The organism is Actinacidiphila sp. bgisy144, assembly GCF_057708105.1.
This window is the reverse complement of record NZ_JBYIRM010000011.1, coordinates 49426-65510: the sequence shown is the minus strand read 5'-3', so window position 1 is coordinate 65510 and position 16085 is coordinate 49426. Positions and strand designations below refer to the sequence as shown.

Sequence of the window (16085 nt, the reverse complement as noted above, 5' to 3'; positions counted from 1 at the left end):
CGGGAGGATGAGCGGACTCGTTAACGGAGGGGACGATCCCATGAGCTACAACCAGCCGCCGCCGAACCCGTACGGCAACCAACCCCAGGGTGGCGGCTACGGCCAACCGCAGCCCGGCCCGCCGCCGGGCGGCTACGGCCAGCCCCAGCCGGGCTACGGCTACCCGCAGCAGGCCCCGCCGCCCGCGCCGCCGTACGGCGGGCAGCCGGCCTACGGTCAGCAGCCGCAGCCCGGTTACGGCCAGCAGCCGCCCTACGGCCAGGTGCCGCAGCAGGGTTACGGGTACCCGCAGCCGCCGCAGCAGGGCGGCAACGGCAAGCGCACCGGCATCATCGTCGGTGTCGTGGTCGCGCTGGCCGTGATCGGCGGGGGGATCTTCTTCGCCACCAAGGGCGGGAGCAGCAGCGGGGGTTCGTCGTCGCTGCACAACGACGGGAAGAAGTACACGCTCACCACGCCGGACACGGTGGCGGGCGACTACACCAAGGGCGACTCCTCCGACAGCGACGGCGGCTTCGACGACGAGGACCTGACCAAGATCAAGGCACTCGGGGTCAGCGACCCGACGCAGGTCAACGCCAGCTACACCGAGGGCAGTTCGGCGCTGACCGCCAAGATGCTGGAGTTCGCGGGCGTCTACGGCACGGTCAAGGACCCGGGCAAGGTCGTCGACGGCATGTTCGCCATGCTCAAGCAGGGCACGGAGGAGGACAAGAAGCAGGGCACCACCGTCGAGACCTCCGGCAGCCCGCAGTCCGTCAAGCCGGCCGGCATGAAGAGCGACGCGGTCATGAAGTGCCAGACCATCAAGGAGACGGGCGAGGAGTCCGGCCAGACCTTCACGCTCAACACGACGGTCTGCGTGTGGGCGGACTACAGCACGGTGGCCTACGTCATCCCGCTCGACGAGTCCCAGCTCGTCTCCGGCGGCGGCAGCGCCCCCTCCATCGCCGACGCGGGCGCCCTGACCTCCAAGGTCCGCAACGACGTGGAGGTGGAGGCGAGTTAGCCTCCCCGACGCTCTGAAGGGGGCGCCCGGTCCGGGTCGGATCGGGCGCCCCCTCCTGCTATCCGGGAGGATGAGCGGACTCACCAACTAAGGGGGACCCCACTCATGAGCCAGGACCAGCAAGCGGCGCAGCCCGGACGGCGGGGCGGCGTCGTCATCGGCGGCGTGGTGGCGGCGGTCGTGGTGGTCGCGGCCGGCGTCGGCGTCTTCGTCGCGCACCACGGCAGCAGCGGCTCGTCCGAGCTGCACGACGACGGCAAGAAGTACGTCCTCACCACCCCGGAGACCGTCGCCGGCGACTACACGAAGACCTCGGTGGGCAGCCCCGTGCCCAGGCTCGATCAGGCGGGGACCGCGAAGCTGGCGGCGCTGGGCGTCACCGAGCCCACGAGCACCAGTCAGATGTACGTGAAGGGCAACGTCGCCGACGGCGTCTACCTGAACTTCAGCGGTGTCTCCGGCACGGTCGCCGACCCCGCCAAGGCACTGGACGGCGCGTTCGCCCTGCTGGAGGACGGCGGCAGGCCGGACAGGAGCGGCACCACGCTCAAGGCCGCCACCGCCGGCGGACCGCAGTCGGTGCACCCGGCCGGCATGGCGCCCGACGCGCTCATGAAGTGCCAGAAGTTCGTCGAGACCGTCTCGCAGGACAACCAGAAGGTCCCGTCGAAGACCACGGTCTGCGTCTGGGCCGACTACAGCACCCTGGCCTACCTGTTCCCGCTCGACCCCACGGCCACCCTGAACAACACCGAGACCGCGTCCGTCGCCGACGCCGCCGCGCTGACCGCGAAGGTGCGCAAGGACGTCGAGGTGGCAGCCTCCTAGCGCACGCAAAGGGGGCGCCCGGTCCGTGACTGACCGGGCGCCCCCTTTGCGTTGCTGCCGGGAGGGTTACGCGCTCTTCTGCTCGCCCTGACCGGAGATGCGCGGGTCGCGCGGCACCAGGGTCGGGTTGACGTTGGAGTGCACGACCTCGGCGGTGATGACGACCCGGGCGACGTCCTGGCGGGACGGCACTTCGTACATCACCGACATCAGGACCTCCTCCATGATGGCGCGCAGGCCACGGGCGCCGGTCTGCCGCAGGATCGCCTGGTCGGCGATGGCCTCCAGCGCGCCGCGCTCGAACTCCAGCTCCACACCGTCGAGTTCGAAGAGCTTCTGATACTGCTTGACCAGCGCGTTGCGCGGCTCGACCAGGATCTGGAGCAGCGCCTCGCGGTCGAGGTTGTGCACGTTGGTGATCACCGGCAGCCGGCCGATGAACTCGGGGATCATGCCGAACTTCACCAGGTCCTCGGGCATGATCTCGGAGAACTGGTCGGCCATGTTCAGCTCGCGCTTGGAGCGGATGGTCGCGCCGAACCCGATGCCCTTCGCGCCCGCCCGCGCCTCGATGATCTTCTCCAGACCGGCGAAGGCGCCGCCCACGATGAACAGCACGTTCGTGGTGTCGATCTGGATGAACTCCTGGTGCGGGTGCTTGCGGCCGCCCTGCGGCGGCACGGAGGCGGTGGTGCCCTCCAGGATCTTCAGCAGCGCCTGCTGGACGCCCTCGCCGGAGACGTCGCGGGTGATCGACGGGTTCTCGCTCTTGCGGGCGACCTTGTCGATCTCGTCGATGTAGATGATGCCGGTCTCGGCCTTCTTGACGTCGTAGTCAGCGGCCTGGATCAGCTTCAGCAGGATGTTCTCGACGTCCTCGCCGACATAGCCGGCCTCGGTGAGCGCGGTGGCGTCGGCGATGGCGAACGGCACGTTCAGCATGCGGGCCAGGGTCTGCGCCAGCAGCGTCTTGCCGGAGCCGGTCGGGCCCAGCAGCAGGATGTTGGACTTCGCCAGCTCGATGGCGTCGTCATGGCCCGGGCGGCCGCTCTCGCCGGCCTGGACCCGCTTGTAGTGGTTGTACACCGCGACGGAGAGCGCCTTCTTGGCCGGCGCCTGCCCGACCACGTAGCTCTCCAGGAACTCGTAGATCTCCCGCGGCTTGGGCAGGTCCTCCCAGCGGACCTCGGAGGACTCGGCGAGCTCCTCCTCGATGATCTCGTTGCAGAGGTCGATGCACTCGTCGCAGATGTACACACCGGGACCTGCGATGAGCTTCTTCACCTGCTTCTGGCTCTTTCCGCAGAACGAGCACTTCAGCAGGTCTCCGCCGTCACCGATGCGTGCCACGAGGTCTTTCCCCTTCGCCTGGGCTCCGCCGACCTTCAACGGAACCTGGTGCTTCTCTCATCGACGGTACCTTGCCGCGCCCCCCGTGTGGGCCCCCCTTGGGCGTACTCGCGTTCCGAGTACGGTCCGGGGCGCGCACGGAGGGCGCAGCTTACCCGTCCTTCAGACGCCCACGGACGTCTTGCGGGTGGACACGATCTGGTCGACCAGTCCATAGGCCAGCGACTCCTCAGCGGTGAGGATCTTGTCGCGCTCGATGTCGTCGCGGATCTGCTCGATCGGCGTGGTGGAGTGCTTGGCGAGCATCTCCTCCAGCTGCTGGCGCATCCGGATGATCTCGTTGGCCGCGATCTCCAGGTCGGAGACCTGGCCCCGGCCGGTCTCGCTGTAGGGCTGGTGGATGAGCACCCGCGCGTTCGGCAGCGCCATCCGCTTGCCGGGGCTGCCGGCCGCGAGCAGCACGGCCGCCGCGGAGGCCGCCTGGCCCATGCAGACCGTCTGGATGTCGGGCTTGACGAACTGCATCGTGTCGTAGATCGCCGTCAGCGCGGTGAACGAGCCGCCGGGGCTGTTGATGTAGACCGAGATGTCCCGGTCGGGGTCCATCGACTCCAGGCACAGCAGCTGCGCCATGACGTCGTTGGCGGAGGCGTCGTCGATCTGCACGCCGAGGAAGATCACGCGCTCCTCGAAGAGCTTCGCGTACGGGTCGTACTCGCGCACGCCCTGCGAGGTGCGCTCGACGAAGCGCGGGATCACGTAGCGGGCCTCGGCGCCGAACAGGCCGGGCCGTTCGGCAGCGGTGCGCTCGTAGAGGCCGCTGCCGGGGAAGTTCAAGGGGTTCACGTCCACCGTCTCCAGGTGATGAGGTGCGTCGATGTCGGGGGCGGGGGCCTTCAGGAGGCGGGCGCGGCGCCGGTGCCGCCACCCCCGGGGACGTGGGCGGCCGACAGCATCACGCCGTCCACCAGGCCGTACTCCCGGGCTTCCTCGGCGGAGAACCAGCGGTCGCGGTCGGAGTCCTTGGTGATCTGCTCGAAGCTCTGGCCGGAGTGCTCGGCGATCAGCTCGGCCATCCGGCGCTTGGTGTGCAGCAGCTGCTCGGCCTGGATCTTGATGTCGGTGGCGGAGCCGCCGAGGCCCGCGGAGGGCTGGTGCATCAGGATGCGGGTGTTCGGCAGCGCGAAGCGCTTGCCCGGGGTGCCCGCGGTGAGCAGGAACTGGCCCATCGAGGCGGCCATGCCCATGGCGATGGTGACCACGTCGTTCTTGATGAACTGCATCGTGTCGTAGATCGCCATGCCGGCGGTCACGGAGCCGCCGGGGCTGTTGATGTAGAGGTAGATGTCCTTGTCGGGCTCGGCCGCAAGGAGCAGGAGCTGTGCGGTGATGCGGTTGGCGATGTCGTCGTCGACGGCCTGGCCGAGGAAGATGATGCGCTCGCCGAGCAGTCGGTTGTAGACCTGGTCGCCGAGACCGCCGGGGCTCGGCTCGCCGGCGGCAGTAGGCATCGTAGTCGTCACGTATCCACCTGCTCGTTGTCGGACGGTCGGAGCGACCGTCACGGTCTTCGTCCGGGTCGGGGGCGGCCGCTGACCCTCGCCGCACCCCTGCCCTCCTACTTGTGGACCCTAACGCGCAGGTGGGGCCCAGCAATCCCCTACGCGGGACTGTTCGCTGTGAGCGCATGCGGCCCGCCGCGGGTTTGGAACGCGCCCGGGCGCCGGACCGCAGGTCCGAAAAGGGGCGCGGGGAACCGTGCGACCAGCGCACCGCCGCGGCGGGCCGGGCTCGCAGGCCCAGCCCCCGCAGCGGTGTTCCCGACCACCGGCCGGTGGCGGGTCGGTCGCGCGGTTCCCCGCGCCCCTGACGGGCGAACGCCGTCCGCAGCGGTCCCCCGGCGTCAGGCCTTGTCGGCCTCGGCCTCGGCGGGCTCCTCGGCGGTCTCAGCCTCGTCGGTGGCCTCGGCGTCGGCGGTGGCCTCGGCATCGGCGGCCTCGGCGGCCTCCTCGTCCTCGTCCTCGTCGGACAGGTCGACGACCTCACCGTTGGTGTCGGTGACCTTCACGGCCTCGACGACGACGGCCAGCGCCTTGCCGCGGGCCACCTCGCCGACCAGCAGCTGGACCTGGTTGCCCTCGACGACGGCCTGGGCGAACTGCTCCGGCGACATGCCCGAGGACTGCGCGCGGCGCATGAGGTGCTCGGTCAGCTCCTCCTGGTTGACCGACAGCTTCTCGGTCTTGACCAGCTCGTCCAGGATGAACTGGGTCTTGATGCCCTTGACCGCCTGCTCGGAGACCTCGGCGTCGTACTCCTCGCGGGTCTTGCCCTCGCGCTCCAGGTACGTGTCCCAGGTCAGGCCCAGCGCCGGGAACTGGTGGTGCTCCAGGTTGTGGGTGCGGGTCTCGATCTCGCTGGCGAGCAGCTTCTCCGGGATCGGCACCTCGGTCAGCTCGATGAGCGCGTCCAGCACCTTCTCCTGGGCCTGGGTGGCCTGGTCGTAGGTCTTGATCCGCTCCAGGCGCTTGCGGGAGTCGGCCCGCAGCTCCTCCAGGGTGTCGAACTCCGAGGCGAGCTGCGCGAACTCGTCGTCCAGCTCGGGCAGTTCGCGGGCCTGGACGTCGGTGACGTCGACCTTGACCTCGGCCTCCTGGCCGGCGCCGGTGCCGCCGCTCAGCGAGGAGGTGAAGGTGGCGCTGCCGCCCTTCTCCAGGCCGGTGACGGCCTCGTCGATGCCGTCGAGGAGCTGGCCGGAGCCGATCGTGTAGCTGACACCGCTGGCGACGCCGTCCTCGAGGACCTTGCCGTCGATCGACGCCTGGAGGTCGACCACGACGACATCGCCGTCGGCGGCGGCGCGCTCCACCGGGGTGGTGGTCGCGAAGCGGTCGCGCAGCTGCTCCAGCGAGGTGTCGACGTCCTCCTCGGGCACCTCGACGGCGTCCACGGTGACCTCGATGCCGGAGTAGTCCGGGATCTCGATGGTCGGGCGGATCTCCACCTCGGCGGTGAACTTCAGCTCGTCGCCGTCGTTGAACTCGGTGATGTCGACGTCGGGCTGGCCGAGCACGTTGTCGGCGAGTTCACCCTCGGTGACCGCCTCCGTGTAGAACTTCGGCAGCGCCTCATTGATGGCCTCTTCGAGGACCGCGCCACGGCCGAACCGCTGGTCGATGACGCGCGCAGGGATCTTGCCCTTGCGGAAGCCCGGCACCGTGACCTGCTGGTTGATCTTCTTGTACGCCGCGTCGAGGCTGGGCTTGAGCTCCTCGAAGGGCACCTCGACAGTGAGTCGAACCCGGGTCGGGTTCAGAGTCTCGACGGCGCTCTTCACGGTTGGGTCTCCTTGGGGGCTTTACGTTGGTGGGGGCCACTCTCTTGCGCGCGGTCGGGGCCGCGCGCGGGGTCGCCGACCGCCCATCCTACCGGTACCGCCAAACGCGCCGGACGGGGTCGACGCGAACCGTCGTACGTTCCGGACGCCGCGCCCCGCCCGGCGGGCAAGTGGCGGGCAACTGCTGGTCGGGGTGGCCGGATTCGAACCGACGGCCTTCCGCTCCCAAAGCGGACGCGCTACCAAGCTGCGCCACACCCCGCTGGTGCGACACGTAGAGTACATGGCCCCGTACACCCCGGCAGCCCGATTCCGCGCGCGGCGGCGATGCCGGTTCGACCGGGCGCCGTGCGGTGTGCCAGAATCCGAGGTGCCGGGGTCTGCGGTCCTGGCAGTGCGGGCGTAGCTCAATGGTAGAGCCCTAGTCTTCCAAACTAGCTACGCGGGTTCGATTCCCGTCGCCCGCTCGGAACGGATACGGCCCAGGTGGCGGAGGGATTCCGCGACCCGGGCCGTTGTCGTTCCCGATGCTGGTCTAGCTGTCCGTGCCCGCCACGTGCCCCTTCCTGCGGGAACCTCGCTTCATCGCCTTGACGATCATGCCGTCGACCGCATCGGCGATCTCACGTTCACGCTCCTGGTTCCCGTGCTGGTAGATCAGCGCGGCCCGGCTCGAACCGTGACCGAGGCGCATCATCAGCTCGCGCGTGCTGGCATCGGTCCGTGAGGCCAAGGTGTTGCCGGTGTGGCGGAGATCATGAAAGTGGAGCCCCTTGACCCCGACCTCGGCGCACGCCTTGCGCCACAGCCCGTTGAAGTGGTTCCGGCGGGGCGTGGCACCCTTCACACCGACGAACACCCGTCCCTGGGCTCCCTGTTCGGCGTACAGCTCCAGATGCAGCACGACCGCCGGCAGGATCGAACGGGGCACGGCAACGGTGCGCTTGCCCGCTTCACTCTTTGGAGCCTTGTAGACCGCTCCCCGCTGTTCAGCTCCGCGACCGAGCCCCGAACCCGGATGGTGCCGCCATCGGCGTCGATGTCCTGCCGGCGCAGCCCCATCAGCTCACCCCAGCGCAGCCCGCAGAACGCGGCGAGCAGGACCAGCACCCGATACCTCGGCTGTACGGCATCCGCCAGGGCGAACACCTCGGGGATCGTTGCCGTAGGGCGCTCGGGAGTGTGGACCGTCCCGCCGTTCTTGATCTGGCACGGATTGCGCCTGATCAGGTCGTCAGCCACCGCCGTACCCATGATCGTGCGCAGCAGCGCGTACGCCTTGGCCACAGTCGGCTCCCCCGTGCCTTCGTCGAGCCGGACCCGGCGCCAGGTCCGAACAGCAGCCGGGGTGATCTCGGCGAGCACCTTCCGGCCGAAGGTCGGCACCAGGTGGACCCGCAGCAGGATGCCGTACAGCTCCGCCGTACTCTGCGCGAGCGGCCGTTCCTTGACCCACGCGGTGGCATACGCCTCGAACGGCACGTTGCCGGCGTCCGGGTCCCGCCAGTCCGGTTGCCGTACCTCGGTCTGCCGCTCCGCCAACCAGTCGTCGGCATCCCGCTTGGTGGCGAAGGTGTGCGGTGCCGGGCGGTCGATCCCGTCGGGGCCCCGGTAGCGGGCCTGAAAACGACCGGACGGGAGCTTGCGGACGCGGCCGAAGGTACGGCGCTTCTTGCTCGGCATCACGCCACCCCCCGCAGGAGACGGGGCCGGCGCGGCTGCACCGTGTGCGCGGACACGTAGGCGTCGAGGGCGCTCTCCGGGATGCGGACGTGCCGCCCGACCTTGACGAAGGTGATGCGCCGTTCCTCGATCAGCCGGCGCGGGAAGCGCACGGTGGTGCCGAGCCGTTCGGCGGCTTGTTCGACGGTCAACAGGTGGTCCATGGTCACCACTCCCCCGGGTAGTCGGTGATCTCTTGGCGTGCTTGGCGTGCGGTGTCGCGGGCTTGGGTGATGTCGCGGTGGATCTGTTGGGCGAGCCAGGACTCGCCGGGGGTGTGGCCGTGCCCGGCGTAGGCCCAGTGGGCGATGACGAGGGTGGTCGCGTCGGGGTTGTCGTCGGGGTCGGGCAGGCCCAGGGCCCGGCGTTCCTGGTCGGCGCGGTAGTCGGCGCGTGCCTGCCGGAGGGCTCCGAGGGTGGTGGAGTAGCGGCGGGCTTTGGTGGAGAAGTGGCCGCGGAAGCCGAGCATGTGAGCCCACTGCCACAGGCGCCGGTCCGGGTACAGGGCATCGAGGTCCCAGCAGGCTTCGATCAGGCGCCGGGTGTGGTCGGGCAGGTCAGGCAGCTTGTCGAGTTCGGCGAGTTCGCCGATGCGGCGGTCAACAGTGCCGGTCGTTTCGGCGGCTTTGGTGGCGTACTTGGCGACGTAGGAGGCCACTGCCTGTTCGGTGAGGTCTTCACCGCCCCCGAACGCTCCGATGGGCTGCACGTCGAGCTGGGTCCCCCACCGCAGGACCCGGGACGGCTGGTTGCCGGCAGCAGGCACCGTGACGACAGCGCGGGCAGCAGCGGCGCGGAGGGCGGATTCGAGGAGGCCGGTGGTGGCCCAGGCGGGCGGGGCGGTGCCGGGCCCGTCCGGTCCGTCGAAGCGGATCACGGCGTGGAAGTGGATCGCGCCGCGCTTCTGGTACTCGGCGACCTTGCCGTAGGAGACGCGGAGGCGTTCGCGCAGTTCCCGTTGGGTGATGCCGACGCGGGCGGCGATCTCCCGGGGCAGGTAGATGGTGACGTAGCGCCACAGGTTCGAGGCGTGGTTGTTCCACAGCACCGCGCCCGCGTAGTCGTACGTGGCCGGGTCGAGCGGCGCACCCAACTCCGGTGCCCCGTCGGGGTGGGCGGTGCCGCAGCGGCAGTGTCCGCGGGTGGGGCGGTTGTGGACCGGGCCGAAGCTCGGGGCGGTGAGGGTGGCGAAGACGCGGGGGTGGTCGACCACGGTGTCGGGGACGCCCTTGCCGCCGGTCAGGCCGGACAGGATGAGCTGGTAGGTGTCGCCGGCGTAGGTCCAGGCGCATGCGGGGCAGCGGGAGGCGCGGCGGTTGCCGCAGGCGACGCGGAGCCGGCCGCCCGGTTCGCCGGTGGTGTCGTAGGTGTGGAGGACTTGTCCGGTGGTCGGGTCGAGGGTGGTCGTCGAGCCCATGAGGTGGATCGGGTCGGCGCAGCCCCCGGTGCGACGTACCTGGTCGTTCCAGCGGTCGAAGCCCGGTTGCCCGGCCACCCGGAGGAAGTCCTTCCAGGTGGTCGGGTCCAGGCCCGCCGGGGGCGCGGCGGTGTGGGTCACTACTGGTCACCGTCCCTGCGGGGGTGGGTGTCGAGCCAGTTCTCCGCGCACACCTTGTGGACGGGCTTTCCCTTGTCGGACCGGAGCGGGGTGGGCTTGCCGCAGCAGACGCAGGGCTGGTCGCCGGTGTGGTCGTAGTGCTTGGCGTCGCGCCAGTTGAGGAGGGTCACGGTGGTCACCGGCCGGCGGTGGTGAGGGCGCGGCGAGCGGGCGTCGTGCCGGTGCCCTTGCAGGCGGGGCAGGCGGCGGTGATGGTGCGGCGGGTGCCGTCGCTGTTGCGGGTGCCGGTGGTGACGGCGACGGTGGGGAAGCCGTCGCAGTGGCCGCAGACGTGGCCCGAGGCGTGGGTGTGCTGGGGCATGATGGGTGTCCCTTTCGGGTCCGTTGGATCAGGAAGAGGAAGAGGCGCCCGGGGCGGCGGATACTTGGCGGTAGAGGCCGCCCCGGGGGCCGTTCAGAGCTGGCCGGAGACCCGGCGGAAGATGCGGGACTCGTAGTCCGGCGTGTTCCGCGTCTCGGTCCCGTCCGGCTTGATCGTCAGCAGGCTGCCCCGCTTGGCCGCCTTGCGCTGCATCTCGTCGTCGCGCATCAGGCGCGTCTCGACCACGGCGATTTCGCGGATCTTCTTAAACATGGCGTTGTGTCCCTTCTCTGCGGTGATCAGCGGCGGCGGTTGCCGCGCCGAGTGCGGTAGGCGGGCGGAAGCGCGTTGTACGCGTCCTGGCCGTGCTGGAACGAGGCGGCGTCCGCGTCGTTCTGGGCGGTGTCGTCGTACTCGCGGGCGATGCGGCGCACGGTCTTGCGGTCGCCGTGACGCTTGGCAATCGCGAACTGACGGCCCAGCTCGGCCATGGCGGGGTTGACCGGGGTGGACGGCTCGCGCCTGAACAGGCCCATGTCGGGAACTCCTTTCTCAGCGGTGGGTGTTGCGGTGATGGTGTCCCTTGGCCTGGTACATCGCGGTGTCGGCGGCCGTCAGGGCGTCGGTCAGGGTCGGGATGGGCAGGTCCGCGACGTGGCAGACGCCGACCGAGGCGGAGACCGGCAGCGGGTGTCCGGCGTGCTGGACGGTGGTGTTGAGGGCAGCGCGGAGGCCGGGCAGCCGCGGGGCGGCGGTGGGGTCGGTGGTGATCGCGGTGAACTCGTCACCGCCGAGGCGGGCGGGGATGCCGGTGTGGCCGCACCAGTCGGTGAGGCGGGTGGCGGTCGCGGTGAGCACCGTGTCGCCGGCCGCGTGGCCGAAGGTGTCGTTGATGGCCTTGAAGTCGTCCAGGTCGATCAGCAGGACAAGCGCGGCCTCAGGGTGGCGGGTCAGGAGGCGTTCGGCGCGGGCGGTGAAGCCGGCGCGGGTGTGCAGGCCGGTCAGCGGGTCGCGGCGGGCGGTGGTCAGGCGGCGGGTGAGCAGTCCGCTGTGCACGGCCCAGCCCAGCGCGGGCACCACGGACACCAAGTCGGTCGGGTCCATGACAATCACCGGCCCTTGCGGGGGGCGTCCTTGAGCATCGAGCGCAGGACGACGGCGACGACGGCGACCGAGACGGCGGTGATCGCGACGGCGAGGAGCATGGAGACCAGGACGACGCCGACGACGAGGATCGCGGCGGTGCCGCCGGCGACGAGGAGGGCGGTGCTGCCCGCGGTGAGCTGGACGGTGGGGCGGGCCGGCTGCTGCGGGACCGGCATGGGCACGGGCTGCTGGACGATGGGCGCCGGGGTGGTGTCGGCGGGCACCGGGACCGGCGGGGCGGCGTAGGTGGTGGTGGGCGGGGTGTAGGTGGTGGTGGGCGGGTACTTCGGGGTGAACATGGCGGGGTGTCCTTCCTGGTCAGGCGGTGCAGGTGTGGGTGCGGGCGGCGAGTTCGGCGGCGGAACGGCTGGTGTAGTCGTTGGACCAGCCGCAGCGGGTGGCGGTGCAGACGGCGACCGTGGCCTTGCGGCCGTGACGGTCGCGGTGGTCGCCGACCTCGACCGGGCCGATACGGGCGACGTTGGTGAAGCGCTCGAAGCGGGCCACGAGAGGTTCTCCTTCCTGGTCAGGCGAGTTGGGCGGTGATGGCGTCGGCCAGGGCCGCGGGCACGCCGAGGCGGGCGCGCAGGGTGGTCGGGTCGATCGGGGTGCCCGTCGTGGCGTGGTGGGCGTCGGCGATCTTGCGGGCGTGCTCGACCAGGGCCGCGGGCACCGCGACCGGGGGCGCGGACGGGACGGCGGCCGGGAGTTCCGGGGCCGGTGCGGGCGCGTTGGGGGCGGGCGGGGTGTCGGCGCGTTCGACGGTCACCGGCTCGGCGGGCGGCTCCGGGACCGCGGCGGGCGCGGGCGGCGTGGCCGGGGCGGTGTCGGGGATGAGGCGGTGGACCTGCCGCATGAGCGCGCCGAAGGCCAGCAGCGCGGCGAACGGCGGGACCGCGGCGACGACGTAGTGCAGCGCGGGTTGGCCGGCGCCGACGCCGGCGACGTTGAGGCCGATGGAGCCGAGCGAGCCGGCCACGGTCAGCCCGATGGCCCATGCGTCGATTCGGCCCCGCAGTGCGGCGAGGAACATCAGCACCTCACCGGCCACGATGAACAGGTCGAGGGTGGCCGGCCAGGCCCAGCGGCGTTCGGGCGAGGAGGCCAGGCCGTTGTGCCGGGCCACGTCGGCGAGGTGGGCGTAGGACAGCCAGAACGCGGCGACGGTCAGGATCACGATCACCGCTCCCGCGACGAGCACCGCGGCCCGTTCGGCATCCGGCTTGGTCATGACGTCCCCTCCTTCCGGGAGTTGGGACCGGGGGCCGGGCACGGTGTCCGGCCCCGGGCGGTTGACGGGTTGTTCAGGTGGCGGTGCCGGAGCCGAAGCAGGTCAGGCACATGCCGTCCTGCTGGCCGACGACACGGCGCCGGCGACCGACGCGGACGGTCACGGAGACGGTTCCGGTGCCCTTGCAGACCGGGCACTTCGGCGGCTCGGACAGGGCCGGTCCGGGCTTGGCCGGGCGGCGGACGGTGGTCTTGCGAGTGGCCATGACGTGCCTCCTTCCAGGTGTTTCGGGCATGGGAGGGGTAGGGACCTTGCATGAGGCGGTCACGCCGACCGGGATGCGGGGTGGTTCAGGCAGTCGCGGGAACCGGCGCGGTGGCCGTGTCGGTGTCGGTCGCGGCCGGGGGCAGGGCGGGCCGGAACGCGGCGAGCGCGGGCACGTCCGGGGTGAGGTCCGCGTACGTCGCGCACGCGGCAACGGCCTGCCGGAGCGTGGTACGCGGGGCGCGGATGCGGGCCCAGCCGCCGGAGGAATCGGCCGCGACCGCAATGCCCGGCTGGTCCGGGGCGATGGCAAGGACGGCGGTCAGGGCGTCGGGGGCGATGTCGCCGAAGGCCATCTTCGCCGAGGACTCGTCGTTGACGCGGTGGCAGACACGGCCGGTGAGCTGGGCGCGGAGCATGGTGGTTCCGTCGCCGAGTTCGGAGCCGAAGCGCTGTCCGCAGATCTCCAGGTAGATGCCGGCGGCGCGGGCGAGCTGGCCGAGGCGGATCAGGGCGGTGATGATCCGTTCCCGGCGCTTCTTCTCCGCCGCGGAGGGGATCATCAGGAGTTCGGCGACCTCATCGATCACCACCACGATCGGGACCGGCCGCACCTTCTCCGGCAGACCCCAGATGTCGGAGGTGATCTCCGCGTCCGGGGTGTCCGCGCTGATCCGCTGAGCGGCACGGATGACCTGGAACCGCTCGGCCATCTCTTCGACCAGCGCGTCCAGCAGCTCCGCAGCCACCTCCGGGGTGTCGGCCATGGCGGTGAACCGGCGGGCCAGCGGGGCGAGTTCGACGCCCTTGCAGTCGATCCCGACCAACGCGACCCGTTGCCGCGCCAGCTCCGAGACCAAACCCCGCTGGTAGACGGACTTCCCGGACTCCGTGGCGCCCACGGTCAGGCTGTGTGGCACCTTCCGGAAGTCCCGGTAGTGCACCACCCCGTCATCACGGACCGCGACCGGCACCCGCAACGTCGAACGCTCCGCACGAGTCGGCAGATGGACCTTGCCGAGCACGTCATAGCCGGTCATCGACAGCTCCAGCACCCCCGAGCGGACCTCCCGCACCGAGACCTGGTGAAGCCTCCAGGAGTGCCGCAGCCGATCCGCGGCCGACATCACGTCGAACGCGTCCTGCCCCAGCTGGAGCCGGATGCGGGCGACCAGGCCCGTGCGGGTCTTGCGCAGCCGCAGCAACTTCGGCGGCCGGTTGGCCGGCAGCTCCCGCCGCAGCGCCCGAGCAACCACGATCCGGGCCCGCGACGGCGGCACCGACAGCCCGCACGCGTCCATCACCGAGGCGTACGACCACGTGACCCGGATACGCGCCGCCATACCGCCGATGATCATCCAGTACAGCGAGGGCCGCACCCGGCGCAGGATCAGCACCGCGGCAACGCCGCCGCCGGTCAGCACGAGGACGGTCACCACAGCAGATCAGCCCCGGCCGTTCGACGCAGCCGCCGGCACCAGCGAGGTCACCGCGACCGCCCGGAAGCTGATCCCGTGCCGCTTCTGACCGTTGAACTCGTTCTCCCAGTCCCGCGCCCGCAACCCCGTCACCGCAACCGGCGTCCCCGGGGTCAGCGTGGCGTCGACACCGGTCTCCGGCACGGTCACCTGGTACAGGTCGCCCATGCCCTCGTCCGACACCAGCAGGCCCACCGTGCGCAGCGCCGCACCGGTCTCGCGGTCGATCGCGACCTCCCCGGTCTGCTTGTTCACCAGCTTCGGGACCGGCGGGGTGGCCACGAACACCGTGGCGGTCGAAAGGTCGATCTTGAACGATGCCATCACTTCTCCTGTAGAAGAGGAATTCTCTTGCACTCATGTACATGAGTGACATGGACAAGAGTTACCCACTCCTGTACATGAGTCAACCCGCTACGAGAAAGAATCTTGTGATGGGTCGTGGAACTGACGGAACGTCAGTCGCGTGCTGGGAAGCGGTAGTCAAGAACGAACTGGTCAGCGGCCATGATCGTGTCGCAGACCTCAACGACTACGCCCGAGTCGGTCATGGCACTGCGGACGAGGTGGATCACGGGCGCCCCCGGGCTGAGGGCCAACGCGGAACCTTCGGCTTTGTTCGCCAGCCGTGCACGCACGGTCTCCGTGAACTCAGCCAAGGCGTAGCCGTGTTCTTCCAGCCGGGCGTAGATGCCGCCCCCGCCAGGGTTCTCCGCGAACATCTCCGGGATGTCCTTGACGACCTCCCACGGCAGGTACGAGGTGGCTTCCTCGGTCGGCACGCCGTCACGGAAGTACCGCCGCTTGCGCGCGAGTACCTTCTCGCCTGCCGCTACTCCGAGGCGGTCGGCGATGCCTTCCGGGGCGTCGGTCGGTCCCACGAACAGGACGTTGACCGAGGGCACGCCGCCGGACTCTTCGGCTTCCGCGAGGTAAGCGGCCTTGCCGGCCTTGCGGTGCGCGCGCCGGAACCGGTCGGAGGACTTGCGTTGGACCGGCGGCCTTGAGCGTACGAAGGACCCGCGGCCGTGATGTGTCTCGATCAACTGCGTCGTTCGCAGCTCCGCGATCGCCTTGCGCACCGTTCCGGACGCGACCTTGTACCGCTCCATAAGCTCTGACTCGCTCGGCACCGCCGCACCAGGGGCGAGAGCGCCGGTGCGGATCTGTCCGGCAAGGTCGTCCGCGATCTGGAGATACTTCGCTTTGGCCGATGAGGCCACGCCGCTACTCGCCATAGTCCTTCACAGTCTCCTATTCTCATGTACATGAGTAACAGCGGCCCCCGACCGACGTCAACGCCTCTCCATTCCGTGTCCGTGGCCGGGGTGGTGGTACGCGGCGACGGCAAGGTGCTGTCCATCCGCCGCGCCGACAACGGCACGTGGGAGCCACCGGGCGGAGTGCTGGAGAAGGACGAAACCGTCGAGGACGGCGTGCGGCGCGAGGTCTACGAGGAGACCGGGGTCAAGGTCCACGTCGAGCGGCTGACCGGCGTCTACAAGAACATGTCGCGAGGCGTGGTCGCCATGGTCTTCCGCTGCACACCCGAGGCCGGTCACGAGCACCCGACCGACGAGGCCACCGAAGTGCGCTGGCTCACCGCGGAAGAAGTCACCGCGACCATGAGTGAGGTCTACGCAGTCCGCATCACCGACGCGCTCCGCGACGACGCCGCACCGCAGATTCGTGCCCACGACGGGCGGAAGCTCACCGCCTGAACGATCAGGCCCGTGACCTGGGCTGTGAGAACTTTCCCTACCTCATCAAGCTCCCCGCCCGTCGGGCGGGGAGAGGAGGG

General features: G+C 70.2%; 21 protein-coding genes, 2 tRNA genes and 1 pseudogene. 4 read left to right on the top strand and 20 right to left on the bottom strand.

The features are described 5' to 3' along the window. The first annotated feature begins 40 nt into the window (after positions 1 to 40). Complete coding sequence (locus AC3EVP_RS15130) at positions 41 to 1009, top strand: hypothetical protein (RefSeq protein WP_435130378.1); 969 nt, start codon at positions 41 to 43, stop codon at positions 1007 to 1009. A gap of 105 nt (positions 1010 to 1114) precedes the next feature. Beyond that, positions 1115 to 1837 carry a hypothetical protein gene (locus AC3EVP_RS15125; protein ID WP_435130376.1) on the top strand — a complete coding sequence of 241 codons (723 nt, stop codon included), beginning with the start codon at positions 1115 to 1117 and terminating at the stop codon, positions 1835 to 1837. Positions 1838 to 1903: 66 nt separating this feature from the next. On the opposite strand, the gene clpX is transcribed toward AC3EVP_RS15125, so the two are convergent. From clpX to AC3EVP_RS15100, 5 genes are all read right to left on the bottom strand, one after another. Then, a complete protein-coding gene (clpX, locus tag AC3EVP_RS15120) occupies positions 1904 to 3187 on the bottom strand; it encodes an ATP-dependent Clp protease ATP-binding subunit ClpX (protein ID WP_335982165.1) in 1284 nt (427 codons plus the stop codon). 162 nt (positions 3188 to 3349) lie between these two features. After that, complete coding sequence (locus AC3EVP_RS15115; RefSeq protein ID WP_407642914.1) at positions 3350 to 4033, bottom strand: ATP-dependent Clp protease proteolytic subunit; 684 nt, start codon at positions 4031 to 4033, stop codon at positions 3350 to 3352. Between the two features lie 50 nt (positions 4034 to 4083). Continuing rightward, positions 4084 to 4698: an ATP-dependent Clp protease proteolytic subunit gene (locus tag AC3EVP_RS15110; RefSeq protein ID WP_335982181.1), complete on the bottom strand. Its 615-nt coding sequence runs from the start codon at positions 4696 to 4698 to the stop codon at positions 4084 to 4086. Positions 4699 to 5090: 392 nt separating this feature from the next. Next, a complete protein-coding gene (gene tig, locus AC3EVP_RS15105) occupies positions 5091 to 6524 on the bottom strand; it encodes a trigger factor (protein WP_435130373.1) in 1434 nt (477 codons plus the stop codon). Between the two features lie 185 nt (positions 6525 to 6709). Beyond that, positions 6710 to 6786, bottom strand: a tRNA-Pro gene (locus AC3EVP_RS15100). A 134-nt stretch (positions 6787 to 6920) separates the two neighbouring features. Between AC3EVP_RS15100 and AC3EVP_RS15095 the strand changes: the two genes are divergently transcribed. After that, positions 6921 to 6991: transfer RNA gene (locus AC3EVP_RS15095), tRNA-Gly, on the top strand. Positions 6992 to 7059: 68 nt separating this feature from the next. Here AC3EVP_RS15095 and AC3EVP_RS15090 read toward each other — a convergent pair. From AC3EVP_RS15090 to AC3EVP_RS15020, 15 genes and pseudogenes are all read right to left on the bottom strand, one after another. Then, positions 7060 to 8207 (bottom strand): annotated as a pseudogene (locus AC3EVP_RS15090) (tyrosine-type recombinase/integrase). Further along, entirely contained in the window at positions 8207 to 8410 is a 204-nt protein-coding gene (locus AC3EVP_RS15085; RefSeq protein ID WP_435130367.1) for a helix-turn-helix domain-containing protein, read from the bottom strand. Before AC3EVP_RS15085 ends, AC3EVP_RS15090 begins: the two are co-directional and overlap by 1 nt. 2 nt (positions 8411 to 8412) lie before the next feature. Next, positions 8413 to 9804 carry a replication initiator protein RepSA gene (gene repSA, locus AC3EVP_RS15080; protein ID WP_435130365.1) on the bottom strand — a complete coding sequence of 464 codons (1392 nt, stop codon included), beginning with the start codon at positions 9802 to 9804 and terminating at the stop codon, positions 8413 to 8415. Beyond that, complete coding sequence (locus tag AC3EVP_RS15075) at positions 9804 to 9983, bottom strand: hypothetical protein (RefSeq protein WP_435130363.1); 180 nt, start codon at positions 9981 to 9983, stop codon at positions 9804 to 9806. Before AC3EVP_RS15075 ends, repSA begins: the two co-directional genes overlap by 1 nt. Continuing rightward, entirely contained in the window at positions 9980 to 10165 is a 186-nt protein-coding gene (locus AC3EVP_RS15070) for a hypothetical protein (protein ID WP_435130361.1), read from the bottom strand. Before AC3EVP_RS15070 ends, AC3EVP_RS15075 begins: the two co-directional genes overlap by 4 nt. Before the next feature lie 93 nt (positions 10166 to 10258). Next, the gene (locus AC3EVP_RS15065) at positions 10259 to 10438 is read right to left on the bottom strand and encodes a hypothetical protein (protein WP_435130359.1); all 180 of its coding nucleotides are present in this window, start codon (positions 10436 to 10438) and stop codon (positions 10259 to 10261) included. Between the two features lie 26 nt (positions 10439 to 10464). Then, on the bottom strand, positions 10465 to 10701 hold the full coding sequence (locus tag AC3EVP_RS15060; protein ID WP_435130357.1) for a hypothetical protein: 237 nt from the start codon (positions 10699 to 10701) through the stop codon (positions 10465 to 10467). A gap of 16 nt (positions 10702 to 10717) precedes the next feature. Further along, positions 10718 to 11269, bottom strand: coding sequence for a GGDEF domain-containing protein (locus AC3EVP_RS15055; RefSeq protein WP_435130355.1), 552 nt, complete (start codon positions 11267 to 11269; stop codon positions 10718 to 10720). A gap of 5 nt (positions 11270 to 11274) precedes the next feature. Continuing rightward, a complete protein-coding gene (locus AC3EVP_RS15050) occupies positions 11275 to 11610 on the bottom strand; it encodes a SpdD protein (protein WP_435130353.1) in 336 nt (111 codons plus the stop codon). A gap of 19 nt (positions 11611 to 11629) precedes the next feature. After that, a complete protein-coding gene (locus AC3EVP_RS15045; protein ID WP_435130351.1) occupies positions 11630 to 11818 on the bottom strand; it encodes a mobile element transfer protein in 189 nt (62 codons plus the stop codon). A gap of 19 nt (positions 11819 to 11837) precedes the next feature. Next, positions 11838 to 12542: a DUF2637 domain-containing protein gene (locus AC3EVP_RS15040; RefSeq protein WP_435130349.1), complete on the bottom strand. Its 705-nt coding sequence runs from the start codon at positions 12540 to 12542 to the stop codon at positions 11838 to 11840. Positions 12543 to 12615: 73 nt separating this feature from the next. Next, entirely contained in the window at positions 12616 to 12807 is a 192-nt protein-coding gene (locus tag AC3EVP_RS15035; protein WP_435130347.1) for a hypothetical protein, read from the bottom strand. Positions 12808 to 12892: 85 nt separating this feature from the next. Further along, positions 12893 to 14245 carry an FtsK/SpoIIIE domain-containing protein gene (locus AC3EVP_RS15030; RefSeq protein WP_435130345.1) on the bottom strand — a complete coding sequence of 451 codons (1353 nt, stop codon included), beginning with the start codon at positions 14243 to 14245 and terminating at the stop codon, positions 12893 to 12895. A 6-nt stretch (positions 14246 to 14251) separates the two neighbouring features. Continuing rightward, the gene (locus AC3EVP_RS15025; protein ID WP_435130343.1) at positions 14252 to 14608 is read right to left on the bottom strand and encodes an SCO3933 family regulatory protein; all 357 of its coding nucleotides are present in this window, start codon (positions 14606 to 14608) and stop codon (positions 14252 to 14254) included. 134 nt (positions 14609 to 14742) lie between these two features. Continuing rightward, positions 14743 to 15522, bottom strand: a complete 780-nt coding sequence (locus tag AC3EVP_RS15020; protein ID WP_435130340.1) for a GntR family transcriptional regulator — start codon at positions 15520 to 15522, stop codon at positions 14743 to 14745. An 18-nt stretch (positions 15523 to 15540) separates the two neighbouring features. Here AC3EVP_RS15020 and AC3EVP_RS15015 point away from each other — a divergent pair, with 18 nt between their 5' ends. After that, a complete protein-coding gene (locus AC3EVP_RS15015) occupies positions 15541 to 16005 on the top strand; it encodes an NUDIX hydrolase (RefSeq protein ID WP_435130533.1) in 465 nt (154 codons plus the stop codon). Positions 16006 to 16085: the final 80 nt, after the last annotated feature.